Source organism: Paenibacillus sp. Y301 (genome assembly GCF_059445505.1).
Map to the genome: position 1 here is coordinate 666,505 of NZ_JCAIUL010000001.1, position 16,104 is coordinate 682,608.

At 38.1% G+C, this 16,104-nt stretch carries 17 protein-coding genes and 1 pseudogene; 16 read left to right on the forward strand and 2 right to left on the reverse strand.

From position 1 onward, the window contains the following. The first annotated feature begins 128 nt into the window (after positions 1-128). The 3 genes from AC1D69_RS03245 (at position 129) to AC1D69_RS03255 (ending at position 3,044) form a co-directional block, all read left to right on the forward strand. A complete protein-coding gene (locus AC1D69_RS03245; RefSeq protein WP_495454694.1) occupies positions 129-1,415 on the forward strand; it encodes an IS110 family RNA-guided transposase in 1,287 nt (428 codons plus the stop codon). A gap of 485 nt (positions 1,416-1,900) precedes the next feature. Next, positions 1,901-2,452: a hypothetical protein gene (locus AC1D69_RS03250; protein ID WP_495454695.1), complete on the forward strand. Its 552-nt coding sequence runs from the start codon at positions 1,901-1,903 to the stop codon at positions 2,450-2,452. A gap of 205 nt (positions 2,453-2,657) precedes the next feature. Beyond that, positions 2,658-3,044, forward strand: a complete 387-nt coding sequence (locus tag AC1D69_RS03255) for a hypothetical protein (RefSeq protein ID WP_495454696.1) — start codon at positions 2,658-2,660, stop codon at positions 3,042-3,044. A 135-nt stretch (positions 3,045-3,179) separates the two neighbouring features. Here AC1D69_RS03255 and AC1D69_RS03260 read toward each other — a convergent pair whose 3' ends face one another. Then, the gene (locus AC1D69_RS03260; RefSeq protein ID WP_495454697.1) at positions 3,180-4,397 is read right to left on the reverse strand and encodes an IS110 family RNA-guided transposase; all 1,218 of its coding nucleotides are present in this window, start codon (positions 4,395-4,397) and stop codon (positions 3,180-3,182) included. 336 nt (positions 4,398-4,733) lie between these two features. On the opposite strand from AC1D69_RS03260, the gene AC1D69_RS03265 reads away from it, so the two are divergent. The 9 genes and pseudogenes from AC1D69_RS03265 to AC1D69_RS03305 all read left to right on the forward strand — a co-directional run bounded on the left by AC1D69_RS03265 (position 4,734) and on the right by AC1D69_RS03305 (position 12,546). Continuing rightward, a complete protein-coding gene (locus tag AC1D69_RS03265; protein ID WP_495454698.1) occupies positions 4,734-5,942 on the forward strand; it encodes an aminopeptidase in 1,209 nt (402 codons plus the stop codon). 19 nt (positions 5,943-5,961) lie between these two features. Beyond that, positions 5,962-6,327, forward strand: a pseudogene (locus AC1D69_RS03270) (hypothetical protein). Positions 6,328-6,633: 306 nt separating this feature from the next. Continuing rightward, a complete protein-coding gene (locus tag AC1D69_RS03275; protein ID WP_495454699.1) occupies positions 6,634-7,143 on the forward strand; it encodes an RNA polymerase sigma factor in 510 nt (169 codons plus the stop codon). Then, a complete protein-coding gene (locus AC1D69_RS03280; RefSeq protein WP_495454700.1) occupies positions 7,133-7,744 on the forward strand; it encodes a zf-HC2 domain-containing protein in 612 nt (203 codons plus the stop codon). The genes AC1D69_RS03275 and AC1D69_RS03280 overlap by 11 nt, the downstream gene beginning before the upstream one ends. 254 nt (positions 7,745-7,998) lie before the next feature. After that, positions 7,999-8,559, forward strand: coding sequence for a DUF4367 domain-containing protein (locus tag AC1D69_RS03285; protein WP_495454701.1), 561 nt, complete (start codon positions 7,999-8,001; stop codon positions 8,557-8,559). 288 nt (positions 8,560-8,847) lie between these two features. Then, positions 8,848-9,246, forward strand: coding sequence for a DUF3888 domain-containing protein (locus AC1D69_RS03290; protein ID WP_495454702.1), 399 nt, complete (start codon positions 8,848-8,850; stop codon positions 9,244-9,246). 104 nt (positions 9,247-9,350) lie between these two features. Further along, positions 9,351-10,193, forward strand: coding sequence for a tyrosine-type recombinase/integrase (locus tag AC1D69_RS03295; RefSeq protein ID WP_495454703.1), 843 nt, complete (start codon positions 9,351-9,353; stop codon positions 10,191-10,193). Positions 10,194-10,465: 272 nt separating this feature from the next. Then, entirely contained in the window at positions 10,466-11,281 is an 816-nt protein-coding gene (locus AC1D69_RS03300) for a copper amine oxidase N-terminal domain-containing protein (protein ID WP_495454704.1), read from the forward strand. A 407-nt stretch (positions 11,282-11,688) separates the two neighbouring features. Beyond that, positions 11,689-12,546, forward strand: coding sequence for a copper amine oxidase N-terminal domain-containing protein (locus AC1D69_RS03305; RefSeq protein ID WP_495454705.1), 858 nt, complete (start codon positions 11,689-11,691; stop codon positions 12,544-12,546). Positions 12,547-12,798: 252 nt separating this feature from the next. On the opposite strand, the gene AC1D69_RS03310 is transcribed toward AC1D69_RS03305, so the two are convergent. Further along, positions 12,799-14,007, reverse strand: a complete 1,209-nt coding sequence (locus AC1D69_RS03310) for an IS110 family RNA-guided transposase (RefSeq protein WP_495454706.1) — start codon at positions 14,005-14,007, stop codon at positions 12,799-12,801. A 382-nt stretch (positions 14,008-14,389) separates the two neighbouring features. Between AC1D69_RS03310 and AC1D69_RS03315 the strand changes: the two genes are divergently transcribed. From AC1D69_RS03315 to AC1D69_RS03330, 4 genes are all read left to right on the forward strand, one after another. After that, entirely contained in the window at positions 14,390-14,671 is a 282-nt protein-coding gene (locus AC1D69_RS03315; protein WP_495454707.1) for a hypothetical protein, read from the forward strand. 419 nt (positions 14,672-15,090) lie between these two features. After that, positions 15,091-15,414, forward strand: coding sequence for a DUF3139 domain-containing protein (locus tag AC1D69_RS03320; protein ID WP_495454708.1), 324 nt, complete (start codon positions 15,091-15,093; stop codon positions 15,412-15,414). Continuing rightward, the gene (locus AC1D69_RS03325; protein ID WP_495454709.1) at positions 15,383-15,538 is read left to right on the forward strand and encodes a hypothetical protein; all 156 of its coding nucleotides are present in this window, start codon (positions 15,383-15,385) and stop codon (positions 15,536-15,538) included. The genes AC1D69_RS03320 and AC1D69_RS03325 overlap by 32 nt, the downstream gene beginning before the upstream one ends. A gap of 370 nt (positions 15,539-15,908) precedes the next feature. Beyond that, on the forward strand, positions 15,909-16,104 hold a 196-nt coding region (locus tag AC1D69_RS03330; RefSeq protein WP_495454710.1), incomplete at its 3' end, for a stalk domain-containing protein.

A 16,104-nucleotide genomic window follows, 5' to 3' on the forward strand; every position in this document is an offset into this window, starting at 1 on the left:
GCTAACGGGCAGCATTCCTGTAATGAGTAAGAATGACGTTTGAACAATAAAAGACCTCTTGATATCATAAGAATTGTCCTTAGCTGGCCAGCAAAAGGGACGAATTCGAATATCAGGAGGCAGATAATATGAATTATAACCAAAATGAGAAGATAGCTCAAATCACTTCTCAAACGCTAATAGTTGGCGTAGATATCGCTAAGTACAAGCACGTTGCACACGCGCAGGATTTTAGAGGGCAGGAGTTCAAGAAGGCTTTCCATTTTGAAAATACGAACTCAGATTTCAATCACTTTCTAGGTTGGATTCAACAACTAATGAAAGATCAAGGGATGGAAAAAGTGATTGTAGGAATGGAACCAACAGGTCACTACTGGCTCAATCTGGCTCACTTTCTTAAAGATCAATGTATTCAATTTGTCGTAGTAAACCCGATGCATGTAAAGAAAAGCAAGGAGCTAGACGACAATTCACCTACAAAAAATGATGTAAAAGATGCTAGGGTAATTGCACAGTTAGTCAAAGATGGGAGATATGCTGTACCCAATATTCCACAGGGAGTGTACGCAGAACTTCGAGTGGCAAAAAAGATACGCGATCTTCTATCTGTTGACCTACAAGCGGTTCAAGGACAAATCCACAATTGGCTAGATCGTTACTTTCCTGAGTTTCTTACCGTATTTAAAGACTGGGAAGGAAAATCGGCATTACAGCTTTTAAAGCTCAATGTATTACCACATGAATTAAGCAAGATTTCCGATCATGAGATCTTAACGCATCTCAGAAAAGCTGTTAGCCGTGCGGTTGGACTCAGTAGAATATCTGAACTCAAAGAAGCAGCAAGTCATTCGATTGGCATTCTTGAGGGTTCGACGATGGCTAAATTAGAGCTACGCACGTTAATAGATAAGTATGAACTCATAAATAATAGATTCGAAGAACTGGATTCAAATATCGATGTTTTACTTGAACAGATTCCAGGTGTTGAACAAATGTTGGAGATTACGGGTATTGGTAGAGATACGGTTGCAGGCTTCTTTTCAGAGGTAGGGGACCTCAGTTATTACTCTCATCCTAAGCAGATCATAAAATTAGCTGGGCTGAGTCTGAGGGAGAATACGTCTGGAAAGCATAAGGGACAAACAAAGATTACAAAGAGAGGGAGAAAAGCACTCAGAGCGCTTCTCTTTCGAGTAGCCATGCCTTTAGTCGCTAAGAATAGTGCATTCAAGGCGTCACATCAATATTTTACAATAAGGTCAAATAATCCTTTGAAGAAAATGCAGTCCCTGATCGCGATATGTAATAAGCTTATACGGATTCTGTTTACGATTGGTAAGAAGCAATGTAAATTCAGTGAAGAGCATATGTTAAGGGATATTCCCCATATGGCAGAACTAACGAAAGTAGCTTAGGTTTGTTTTGTATTCTTGAAGTAAAGTAGCAGGTAATAACATTTGAAGCACGGATTAGTCAGTAAAACAACTATAATACGGACAAAGATCCTGTCGGGCAGCATAACTGACATCCACATCATGGTAAGGTTGGACGAAGGAATTTTAGAGCGAAGACTCTGTGAGATTTGGGAGGGTTGACCTCCATGAGATATGTGGACATCCATCAGTGCGACCATAACTACAAATATTCCCACTTTTTTGAATACAAGTGGTTAAGTAGATAAGGATCGTTTTTCTCCGCAAATCCAAAATTAACCTTTAATTCATCTCTATTCCAGTATTCAAATGCTCAAATACCAATGATGCTATGAGAACTTAAGAAAACAGGAGGAAATGAGAGCTAATACTTTCTTCATAGAGGGAGAATAGTGAAAAGCACCTGGTACACATTGTTAGAATTCATGGGCATACTAATCCCTGAGAAAATGTGGGGTGATACCTAAGTGCAAAAACTAAAAATTTCGTTATTACTTTTACTATGGCTGAACACGGTAACAGTAAATTTAGCATTCGCAAGAGATGGATTAGATGAAAACTTAATTACAATTTATATAAACTCAATAAACGAAAAAAAATGGTCTGACATACCTGATTTATGGGTTAAGGGTCAACGTGACACGCTTATTAATTTTTTTAACAACAAGCAAAATAAAGACCAGAAGGTTGGGTTACTCAATATCTATAAAGCCCAAATTGTCGCTTCTAAGCAAATACCCTACGAATACGGAAAAATTTATATACCTACTCGTTATATCGAGCCTTTTATCGAGCCTCATATTTTTTATGTGGCTGTTTACTATGAAGTATTTAGTGAGGACAAATATCACATAAACGGAGTAAATTACTTCTTTATAGTTACCGTATTAGAGGGTGGTAAAAGAAAAATTGTCCTTACCCCATTTGTTCCCGTTAACCAAATTATCAGAGAGGGGTATGGATATGGAACAGCAGACGAAAAGACATTTGACGAGAGGAGAATAAAATACGTTCATTAATGCCTAGTCGATTGAACTCCCATGTAAGAACGGAATTACTTCCATAATCTGTGGCGCTGCGCTTCATGTGTGGCTAACGGGACACGATAGTTCAATTACATGAGGGCTGCTAAACAGCAGCCCTTCTTTACGCTAACGAGCATCATAGTTTAACCATAAAAGGTAAATTGTGATAATATAGAACTGGGATGAGGTGATAATCGAAGTGAAAAGACCTTTAGGAGTGACTTTAATTAGTTATTTTTACATTTTTGGTGCAGCTGTAATGATTTTCACAGCAATATTCTTTAATGCAGAATCAAATGAATTTGGCATAGCCGATAGGTTTGGTTTACCAAACTTTCCAGAACAATTATTTAGGGTTTTATTGGCTATTGCTTCCCTTATCCTCATCTATGGTTATATGCGTTTAAAAAAATGGGGATTTTGGTTGATGATTATGTACTCATCTGGATTTGGTTTAATAAGTTATTATCTTTTATTCTCGCACAATCAACAACCATTTATAGGGAATTTCATTTGGTCAGTAATCGTATTAATTTATACGTTATTTGTTAGAAAGTCCTTTTTCCGCATAGAAAAGGATGAATAATTCAATAAATATATTCAACTCCCATGAAAATTAACTCTGCAGTCACAATAAAAGACAACAGTAAAGAAGACGCACCACATACATTTTTTTAAAAGGTGTGCGCTTCAACTTTTTTAATGGATGAGATCAGATTTATTAAGAAACTTCAGAGATTTTCACTGAATAACCTAAGTTTTCGAGCCGACGCACTGCGTACTTTACAATAGATTGCTGTTTCTGTTTGTCAAAATAATCTTCGCCTAGGTCTACATACATTTCTTCCCGTGTTAATAGATAATAGGTTATTCTCAACATAGCATGCGCAATAGAGATCGCTGCTCGTTTTCTTCCTTTTCGCGCCGATGTTCTTCTATACATGGCTCCGAGATAGTTCTTTGACGCTGCAACGGAATGGGCTGCTTCAACTAGAGCAGACTTAAGATATTTATTTCCGTTTTTGGCTTTGGAAGATGTTCTTTTTCCTGCACTTTCGTTATGTCCAGGTACCAGTCCTGCCCATGAACATAAATGTGCTGCACTCGGAAATTGCTTCTTAATATCCGTCCCAATTTCCGCAAGAATCTGTTCTGCCATTCGAGTAGCTATGCCAGGAATAGAGTCTAAACGTTCGACTTCTTCATGAAATGGGGTTACCCTCAACGCAACTTCCTGATCAAGCACTTCAATTTGCTTACTTAAGAAATCAATGTGAGTTAAAATGGTCTTGATCATTAATCGCTGGTGAGGATTTACATAGCCTTGAAGAGCAAGTTCGAGCTCATCCTTTTTTCGCTTCATAGTACGCCTAGCAAAGTTGGCTAGTATTTTTGGATCATCTTCGCCCTCTGCAATAGCACGCAGCATATCGCGAGAAGAAACGCCCATAATATCTGACACAACAGAGCCGAGCTTAATATTGGATCCTTCTAGTACTTTTTGAATTCGATTGTGTTGTCTGGCTCTTTCTTCAATAATAGTGCGGCGGTACCGAACAAGTTCCCGAAGCTGCCGCTGATTTCGATCTGGAATGAAACTTGCTTTGAGTAATCCATGACGAAGAAGCTTGGCAATCCATTCTGAATCTTTGACATCTGTTTTACGTCCAGGCAAAGCTTTCATATGCTGAGCATTCACCACTAAGAATTCAATTCCTTCAGCTTCAAGTAAATTAACAATAGGCTTCCAAAATACTCCTGTGCTTTCCATCGCAACGTGAGTGCATTTATGTTGTTTTATCCAGTCTATTAATTGTAATAGAAAGACCGTTTTAGTTGAAAATGTTTGAATCTCCTTTCCTTCCGACGTTAAGATGCATGCAGTAATATTGTCTTTATGAATATCCATACCACATGCTCGTTCAATGATAACTTCCACCTTGAATACATCCTCTCTATGGCTCAATCGAAGTAGAGGCTGGTGCAACAATCAGAGTAGGATTAATCTCCCATGAGTGCTTCCCGAAAGGGAGCGACAATCTGTGATGCACCGTGATCGTTGGAGTCAGACTAACGGATGGGCTCTATGGCACCATAGTTCATCGACCTTCCTCTCCCAGCCATAGTAGCAGTATAGACAAATTTGCAGTCCCATTTTCATCATCTGTGGTGCGGCGCGTGCGCTGCATGTATGACTAACGGGACACGCTAGTTGAATAACACACTAGAAAAACAAGAAACTGTGCTATTAAACTAAAGGAGCAGTGAGCAGTTTATGTTTTTAAATAATTATGCAAAAATAATTGTGAATATTGGGGTTACAGTTGAAAAAGGAGATTTAATTAAGATCAATTTTTCTCCTGAACATTTGCCTTTAGTACGTGAAATCTCAAAAGAAGCCTATAAGAGTGGGGCACAATTTGTCTCCCTTGATATACGAGATTCTGAAATCGAAAAGGATCGAGTGCGATATCTAGAAGACGAATTTTTAGAAGTTTTCCCAAAATCAGTGGTTGAAAATGAATTGAACTATGCGAGGTCGGGATATTCGACAATTACAATAATTGCACCGACGTTTACAGATGAGGATTCTGAATGGGTCGGAAGAGCTTCGATAATCAATAAAGCAAAGTCAATTGCTATGAGTCCACGTCGAACTTATGGTATGGAAAATCATAATAAATGGGTACTCGTCAATGCGCCAACGAAGGAATGGGCACTACAAGTTTTTCCAGACCATCCTGAAAATGAAGCGATCGAACTTTTATGGAAACATATATTTGACGCATCAAAATCGAATGAGCCTAATCCTGTATTAGCTTGGAAACAACATGATGTTATCTTGAAAAGCATAGCTAAAAAGTTGAACAATTATAAGTTTTCTGCATTGCGATTTGTTAGTAAAAAAACAGACTTAACTGTTTCGTTAGTCAAAAATCATGTTTGGGTAGGTGGATCAGAAACGACTAAAGACGGAAAAGAATTCATGTCTAATATTCCTGTTGAAGAAGTTTGGACAATGCCAAATAAGTATCATGTGAATGGGTATGTTACCACCACAAAACCGTTTATTCTAGCAGGACAAACGATTCAAAATTTAAAGTTGTTCTTTGAAAATGGGAAAGTTACTAAAATTGAACCAAAACACCAAGTTGTTCTGGATTTTCTTCAAACAGATGATGGGGCTGGAATGCTTGGCGAAGTTGCACTTGTCTCCGCAAATTCGAGTATTGCTAAAACGGGGATCACTTTCAAAAGCACCCTATTCGATGAAAATGCAGCTTGTCATATTGCACTAGGTCAAGCTTACATTGATAATATTTTAGATGGGTCTTTGAATACTGAAGAAGAACTAAATGAGCTAGGTATGAATAAATCTGCCGTTCATAACGATATTATGATTGGTGATAGCTCCATGAGTGTCTATGGATTATTAGAACAGGAAGAAATTCTAATAATGGAGATGGGTAAATGGAAAATCTAAGTATTCAGTCATCTTTGATATGGATGGAACACTTTTTCAAACAGATAAGATTTTAGAAATATCACTCGAAGATGCTTTTAATCATTTGAGGACACTAAATGAATGAGATAAAGAAACTCCGATTGATAAATACCGTGAAATAATGGGGTACCTTTGCCAATAGTATGGCATTACCAATGGAGTAGTAGTAGGAGATCGCCTCTCAGATATACATGCGGCTAAAGCCAATGGTTTAGATTCAATAGGATGTAATTTTGACTTTGCACAAGAAGATGAAACTGGGTTTAATTCGGAAGTACTTGTCCTAGGCGGAATGCCTGGTGATGGCGATGTGGTTCTATTGAAGCCTGATTATGAGCTGCCTAATGGAACAGAGGTCAGTTGATAATTAAAACTGGTTCAACTAACGGGACACGATAGTTCAGAATTGACCGCCTAATTATAGGGCGGTTTTTCTTTTGGTCAGATATAAAGATGTTATAATATTCCTATCATTATTCACTAACGGGTAGGGTGATTGAACAACTATACTACTCCACCAGCTTAACCTTAGGAAAACCACTATGGTGATTTCGGTGTTACGAATTGTAGAGTTTACATAAAAAATTAAAATTATTGTAACGAATAACATTTTAAATATATATATAAGTGTCACAGGTAAAAAACTTGGTGAGAAGGAGGAGGAAGGAAGGTGGAGGATTTAAGTGAAATCTACAAATCCTATGCAGATGAAGTAAAACGGTTTCTTATTTGTTTAACTTCGAATATAGATTTAGCTGAAGAACTAACCCAAGAGACCTTTTATCAGGCGGTAAAGTCTATTCATCGATACAACGGTGAATGTAAAATATCTGTTTGGTTATGTCAGATAGCAAAACACACATATTACAATTACATAAAAAAGGATAAGCATTCTAATTATGTGAGTGTAGAAAACATGATGCAAATGGGGGTGGATATCACATCTCGTGAGGAGCAGCCAGAAGTTGAGATTGTTAAACGCAATACCCTTATTTCGATATATAAAGAAATACATCTGTTAAATGAGCCTTATCGTGAAGTGTTTTTATTAAGAACATCCATTCATCTCAGCTTTAAAGAGATTGGGGATATATTTGATAAAAGTGAAAACTGGGCGAGGGTAACCTATTACCGTGCCAAATTAAAACTAGCGGAAAGGATTGATCCATATGAATTGTAATATTATTAAAGATTTATTGCCTTCTTATATTGATGAAATTTGTAGTGAAGATACTTCAAAAATAGTTGAAGAACATGTACAGCATTGCGAAGAGTGTACGATGTGTTTAAACAGGATGCAGCAGCAAACGGCTTATGTTCAACAAAAGCCAAAGGAAATTGAAAAAGCTATTACACCGTTTAAAAAAATTAATGAAAAGCGCCGTATCCAAGTCATTACGTCCATTGTTATAACCTTTATTATAACGATTGTAGGTGCGTTCGTGATTCAAGAAACAGAGCCTGTGAATCAAATGTTTTTTCCGAAGGTGTCCGCCGTTGTGGTTGTAGTGGATGATTTGGAAGAGTGGCAAAGTATAAACTTTAACGATAAAGATTATCTGATATATGATAGAATTTTTTGGAAGAAGTCTATCGTAAATGACGCAAATAATGAAAGTGATATACTTCTAAGGGTAAAAGATGTAAATGGTAATGTAGTAGTAGATGAATTTCAAGTATCACCTGGAAAAAGCGTAAAATTAGAAGGCTTAAAGAATGATGAAAAATATTTCTTTGAAATTAAAGCAACACAAGGAAGATTTTTTATTAATGCAATATGAGAAAAACAGAGACTTAAATAGATGTCTGGAGTATAAGAGTTGCTATTTTTATTGCACTCCCATGGAAGAACGGAATTACTTCCATCATCTGTGGTGCGGCGTTTTCGCTGCATGTATGGCTAACGGGAAACTATAGTTAAACAAACAAGGAGCAGTTTGCAAAAGCATCTGCTCCTTGTTTGTTTAAGCTAAAGGACAGGATAGTTGAATTAATCAAGGACATAATATTACCTAAAAGTATGGAGGAAGTGCCCTTGTTTAAATGGATTATTTCATTGATTTTTATCTTTACGCTGTCTGTTGTAATCAACAATGAACTACTCATCGCATCAGCTAAACCTACACTAGCTTTTTCAAATGTAGAGTTGGACAAGCTAAAAAATGTTGCGGATTTCAAACTATTAGTACCGTCTCACTCGGTTCAAAGCTATAAATTAGAAATTAAGGAACCATATCCGCTTGTTCTTAGTCAATCAGTTTCAAAAGTTAGACTTCATTTTTTTGATGAATCAGGACAGACATATTTGTTTGGAATTGAAGAACATAAGGCGGTTGGTTATAAAATAAACCGGGTTGTCACTAACATCGATGTTCGTAATCAAACAAGTACCACAAGAACTATAGTCGAGGATTTTAAATTTAATGAACGTGGAGAGAAAATAAACATAAATGGAATCGAAGGGCGATTTGAACCATGGGCTAATCATATATCAGGAGGATACCTACGCTGGGTACAAGATGGTACTTTCATTCAATTCGACAGCGGAGATTTGACTAAAGAGGAAATGTTCGCGTTAGCAAAATCAATGAAATGATTCAGTGGTTGAACTCCCATGGAAGAACGAAATTACTTCCGTAATCTGTGGTGCGGCGCTTGCGCTGCATGTATGGCTAACGGGACACGATAGTTAAATAATACACACATTGATGAGCAGGTGCTTCGGTATCCTGCTCATTTTATTAAGCTCCCATGGAAGAACGAAATCACTTCCATCATCTGTGGTGCCGTGCTTGCGCTGCATGCATGGCTAACGGGCAGTTTAGAGTAACAGCAACGCATATTACTTCGTGGTTCTGTAGAAAGTAATCACTGAGGTGAAAATATGATAAAAATAAAAACACTATTAGGGATTCTATTCCTCTGTACTATTCTGTTTAATTCTCCGACTAATGCCTCATCTACAGGTAATTCATGTCAAAGACTTATACTTTCCGTTCTAACACCAAACATAAATGTACAAATAGAAGACTATTACAGAGACAAGCTAATCTATCCACCAACATTTGCTCCATACCTTGGTGGTAATACTCTGAAGTTCAAATACTTTGATTCTCATATTGATGTGGTGGTTACAGTAATCCCGTATGTGGGTCCTCATATTGCTGTAGGTAAGGATAAAATAAAATTTCGAATAAATAATACGGGGCAGATTATCGTTGAAAGTTACGAACATATCTCGGATTACAAACTTCCTCCTAATTGGATACAAATAAAGAGGTAATGACATTACGCTAACGGGACACGATAGCCCAAGCAGGTTAGAAGATTAAAACCTCTCTTTAGAAGCAAACCTAGATGTAATAGCTTCTAAGGGGAGGTTTTATTATGAAGTTAAGTCAGTTGTGGCATTTATATGAGGTTGATAAACGAATTCAAGGATATAGTCCGAGAACATTGAACGCCTACGTCCTCCAGAACAAAATGCTAATGACGGAACTAGGTGATCCCGAGATAGCGGAGATTACATTGCCAATGCTGAAACAATATTTGGCGAAACAAGCAGAACGTTTGAAGCCAAGCAGCCTAGGGCATCGAATTCGTTTCGTCCGATCCCTATTTCGCTATGCGTATGAAGAGACTTACCTGACTTCAAATCCTTCTTTAAAACTAAGAGAACCCAAATTGGACAAGCGAATTCCTAAGTTTTTAGTGGAGGAAGATGTTATTCATCTAAAGATCTCGTGCCAATCATTAAGAGAAAGAGCGCTGCTTGAGCTTCTCTATTGTACTGGCTGTCGAGTTGGGGAAGTAGAGAGGATAAACATCGAGGATCTCAACTGGGAAAACTGCTCTATAGTCGTAAACGGTAAGGGCTCCAAGCAGAGAGAAGTGTACTTTACGACAGAGTGCAAAGTATGGTTAAGGAAGTACCTGACCAGTCGTGGAGATACCTGTAAAGCCTTATTCGTAACGGATACCAACCCAACTAAACGCATGGCTATTCCTACGATTAGGTGGGCATTAAAACGGCTTGCAGATCGAGGAGAGATTGAAACGAATGTTTATCCGCATCGCTTTCGACATACCTATGCTTGTCAACTCCTTGATAACGGTGCTCCCTTGGATTTCATCCAAGGGATGCTGGGTCATGAGAAAGCCTCAACCACGCAAATATACGCACAACTTCGTGGCGAACGCAGGAGAGAAATGTATCGACGATTTTTTTAGCATATAATAGCGGCAGATCCCTTTTAGAAATCTGCCGCTATTCAACTAAGGGCAGAATAGTTTAATACCACAGTTCATTTATTGCGCGCATGATATCTCAGAATAAAATGTAACTTTATCATCAACGAAGCGTTAAGAATATAGAATGCTTTGAAAAATAAAAAACAGCTCTAATCCTTAAGCGTCCGGACGTCTGGAATGCGCAACGTTATAAGAAATTTCAGGGAATAACACAGGGCGAAAATATGTTCAAATAAAGGAGTAAGAAAATAATGAAAAAGGTTTTCTCAGTCATTTTCTTTGCAATGATTGTAATCATGGCCGCTTCACCTACATATGCAGCAGATATGCAACTCAAAGTTGATGGCGTTACGATTGCCTCCGATGTGAAACCCGAAATGAAGAATCATCGAACTATGTTGCCACTCCGTGTAATCAGTGAAAATTTGGGTGCTAAAGTCCATTGGTCGGGTTCGGAAGTTACGCTCTCGAAAAGCAATATGAAAGTACTCTTAAAGCTGAATAGCAGTACAGCGGTGAAAAACGGTAAAACGGTGCAGCTCGATGTTAAACCATACATCAAAAATAATCGCATCATCGTTCCACTTCGCTTTATTGCAGAAACGTTTGGATGTAAGGTTGATTACAGCAACTATACCTTAACGGTCGATACCAAGCCGCTCGTTATTGATGGTGTAAAAGTGACAGCATTGCAGCAAGAATACAAATTGACGCTGGGCAGCATAGTCAATCAAATCAAAGGAAATGCCAATATCGAAGCCGTTTATAATAATTTTGTTGATAACAAAGGAAGCAAAGTCGAAGCTCCTTCTGATCCTACTTGGTCGGTTCAGTATGGGACGGGACAATATGATTTTTTGGATCAAGAAGGGAATAGCATCAAACGATTTGATATCTACTCTTTATCTCGAAGTTCACCAGAAGCCGCCCCTGAGTTTCACATTTATGATGCGACAGAAAATCAATGGTATTTGTTTAACGATGCAGCTAGTAAATCTATGTATCAGTTCATTGATACTGCAACAAAGAATGGTTTTCTGACGGTTATCAGCAATACAGCTCCGTAAGGCAATAAATTTTATTGTTGTGACTAACGAGTTTCAATAGAATAGTTCAGTAACAACGCACAGGCTGCCGACAAGTAGAAAAGGCAGCCTTCATTGAGCTTCCATGAAGAACGCATTTACTTCCATAATCTGTGGTGCGGCGCTTGTGCTTCATGTATGGCTAACGGGCAGTTTGCGCAACAAAATCATCAATATTTGCGTATTAGTCTTTGTGGAAAAATATGGGTGTGAGAATTTTTTGGGATTTTATGCGCGGAGTATAGAAAAATGGAGCAGTTAGGAAGCTTATCATTTTATTCATTATGGCAGTTGTCGTGATGAGTGGTCTCGTAATTAACGGTAAGAAAGTATCAGCATGCGATTTTAATCGCACGTTGCAAAATCTATATACGAGGAGAATTCACACAATGAAAAAAATTATTCTTAGCACTGCACTTGCTCTAAGCCTCATTGCTGCATCGGTGCCTGTTCATGCGGCAGAGAGTCATCCGATTATCATGGATGGCGTTGCGATCACATCCGATGTACAGCCTGAGATGAAGAACGGTCGTACAATGGTGCCTTTGCGAGTGATCAGCGAAAATCTGGAAGCTGTGGTCGATTGGTCGGGCTCGGAAGTGACGATTACGAGAGATGACATGAAAATAACCTTGCAACTAAACAGCAGCACCGCAGTGAAAGATGGAAAGACACTGGAGTTGGATGTGCAGCCGTACATCCAAAATAATCGCACCCTCGTTCCGCTTCGCTTTCTAGCGGAAACGTTCGGCTGTACGGTCAATTACAGCAACGGTACGGTTACGGTCGTTACCGCGCCCTTGATGATCAATGGAGTGAAAGTGACAACTTTGCAATATGAATACCACATGATAATAGGCGGCTACAGGCAGCAGTTCAGTGGCAAGCGTTATAACGAAGAGATTTATGCGCTATTTGAGTCGAATAAAGGTGCTAAGGTGGATGCTCCGACGAATTATGGGTGGTATTACAATTTGGATACTTTAGGGTGGTATACGAAAACCGGGCAATATGATTTTCTGGACGCGGCAGGAAATAGTGTCCAACGCTTTGATTCCTATATTCTGAGTGATCCATCTGGGCTCAACGGATTCACGGAAGAACAATTGGCAGATTATCCGAAAGCGCTGATTTTTGACGCTTTGGAGGGGCAATGGTATAAGTTCAGCGAGACTGCGCTGGATTCCATTGCTAAATTGATGAAAACAGCTGAACAAAACGGTTTGATGAAGAGTACTGAAATGTAAATGATACGGACTGGGGAAGCGTACAGTTATCGCTCCGGTCATTGAACTCCCGGGACACGATAGTTGAATTGAATAACACACAATGATAGCAGGTGCTACGTAGCCTGCTCTTTATTATTAGGCTATACCAGCTAATAGCTTGTCAAGATTACCAGTAAAGTGAAGCTTATTCATGTGGTATATTTAAAAGTAAGCAAGCCAAATAACCCTCCAATTTTATTTTATTTGGAAGGTTATACCACTGCTTTCATATTAAGCAGACCGAAATGTCTTTTTGTGTTTCATGATGGCATATAGCCAATGAACCAATTTATTGGCACATGCGACTAGAGCCACTTTATGTGGTTTTCCTTCGGCTCTCTTACGATCGTAGAACTCCTTGATTCGTGTATTGCGAGCCCGGATTAAGCCACATTGGACAGCCAAAACCAGTGCATATCGAAGCTGTCTGGAACCACGTTTTGTGATCCGATTTCGAGTTGCCGTGAACTTGCCCGAAGCAAAGACACTTGGGTCAATGCCTGCAAAAGCGACTAGCTTTTTGGGATGATCAAATCGGTCGACTTCTCCAATTTCAGATAAAATTGTTGCCGCAATTTTATGTCCAATACCGGGAATCGACTGAATTAATTCAAATTCTTCAATTTCTTCAGCCAGATCATCTATATTCTGTTCCAATCCTGTAAGATGCTCTTGGTACTGAAGAATAAGGGTAATAAGGACTTTCAAATTAATTAAGTGGCTTGCGTACATGGTTTGCTGAAATGGGTTTTGTTTTGCCGCATCTAGCAGCCGTTGAACGCGTTGGTTAATCCAGTCCTCTGAACGTCCTCGTTTCGAAGTGAGAAGTTCTTTCATTTTAGCTTTGAGTGAATCTTCATCCGTCTGTAATACCGAATATGAGGTTGGGAATTCACTTAAAAACCGTAGTGATATACCTGAATACATAGATCCAAAGACACCTTTGTAAGCAGGGAAAACCTGATCTAGAACAGCTTGGAATTGCAGTTTAGTCTGTACACACATCTTTGAAAGAGATTCATATTGCCTTGTAAGATAGCGTAGATTGAGCAGTTGCACACCCCTTTTCTTAAATGGTTCAAACTCTTCTTTGTAGTACAACTCTCCCAAGAGATAAGCGTTAGCAGCATCCGTCTTTACTTTACGAAGCTGAGACTTCCTAAGCCGATTTGAGATGAGTGGATTAATGACAATGTAAATATATTGATGCTCCTCTAGGAACTGAACAACGGGGCTTTGGTAATGTCCGGTTGCTTCTAGAATAAGTAAAGGACGTTGTTTGGATACAGACTCAACGTCCTTTAAAACTTGATGGAGATTCACTAGACCATCACGAGTGTGTTGGAAATGGAACGTCCCTCTGAATGGGTTTCCGCGCTCTAAAAAGGCTTGTCCATGGCTTTCTTCTTTAGAAATATCTAGACCGATAACTGGATTCATTTCATCTCTCCCTGTATGTTAGATTTACTGGCAGCCCCTACGTTTTCCTCTTGTCGCTCCATAGCATCGCTTGTTATACGGGATCTTACGTCCCAACCAGCCTCAATCATGGTCATGACAAGTAGGGGTGAACATTATAGCGCTCGGGATCAAGTCCCACGGGCAGGTACGTTCGACCAGGCTACCTTAATCCTCTATGCAAATGAAAAAAGGATCAACCAGAAAGAACTGGTTGATCTCATAATACGAACGGGCAGGTTAGTGGAACCAATGCCCTGTAACTTTTTTATCAGAAATACGTTTAATAAGATAATACCAAATTTGCTGGAACGGAGGATTAGATTAAAACCGATAAAAATAGTCACTAGAAGGGACGACTTTTATGTCACGAAATAATACTTTTGTTCTGGTTATAATGATTTGGGTTACAATCCTAACAGTTTGGGCAGTAAACAATTTAACAACTTCACTTAACAATCAACGTTCAGTTAATGTTCAAGGTATACCTGTTCAATCAGAACCTCAGCAAATTTCCACGATACAAATTGATAAAGATACTGTATGGATGATTGATGCAAACAACAGTAACTACATAACAGTTATTACACATGATAAAGATGGCTATCATAGAACGCAATCACAAATGGATAATTTTATAAAGTAATGATTTTGCTAACGAAGTAAGATAGCTAAGGAGTTTGCAACGTTGCTGTTCTTTTTTGGGTTAAGCTAACGGGCAGTATTTACAAGTATTAACATGAACAAGTATCTATGATAAAAGAATGGGGTCTTACATGATGAAAACCTTGAAGTTGGCATCTATCTACTCTTTAGTTATCTTTTTTGTATTAATCATAGTTAAATTTATTACTTCACCTAAATTTGTTATAAGTATTTTTGAAAAAGGATTTTGGATGGGATTAGGAGTCTTAATAACCTCGATAATTATTATTTTTATAATTACCTTCCTAACGTTATCTATAAGAAGGACTAAAAGGTTAAACTAACGGGACACTATAGTACAATAACGAAAGGGGCTGCCGTGTGGTCTACACCTCTATAAATTTTTAGGAGGATTTTTTATTGAAAAATAAGAAGGCATTCACCATGTTCTCTATTATTATTCTAACTGTAGTAACAGGTCTGTTTTTAGTTCAGAATTATAAGAATACAATTAATGATGAAATAATGTCTTATCTTATCAACGACATAGGATATGAAGAGAATGAGATTTATAAAATTTCTACACATATCGGCAAGGCGCCTTTGGTTAGCACTACCGTTATTTTTAATGACGAAAGAGATTCCAGATATTTTTATCGGGAAGAAAATGGAGGTATACTCCAATATAGTGCAGCTCCATTGCATGGTGTAGATGATGGACGGTATCACTACAAACATAAATGAAGAATTAGCAAAAATTATTGAGGTTGATGGAGATAAAAGGATTTGGTATGCTATCAGTCATGTTAAAGATGTAGAAGTAAAGATAGTGAAAAAAGATGGCACTCAAGAAACAATTGAGAAATAGACAAAGAACTTTTTTAAACAGTTGGGATAATTAAAACGTTTGGTAATTTTACAAGAAGTCTTTAGCTGTTAAATTCTATATATTTACTTCCTTAGTTTTATTCATTAATTTGTTGTTACGCTAACGGGACACGATAGTGGAACAACAAAGGAGTAGTTTGCTACGGCAGCTGCTCCTTTTATTTATTAAGTTAACGGGCAGGACAGTTATAATTATGTTATTCTATATATGGTCATAATTAACAAATTAAAGGAGGCATATTCGATACAAATTAGTTTCATTGGACCTTGACGGTACGATGTTAAATAGTCCAATGTTGTGGACCAGGTGAAAGGACAATTTAATAATAAAATTAAGGAGCAGTTAAAAAATGAAACGAATATTTTCAGGGATTTTCCTTATATTTCTACTAGTAGTTACTTCTTTACCTACTTATGCAGTTGCATCTAACATTCAAATCAAGATTGACGGTGTTGTTATTCCATCCGAGGTGGAACCCGTAATTAGGAACAGTCGTATAATGGTGCCTTTACGTGTTATCAGTGAAAACTTAGGAGCCAATGTCG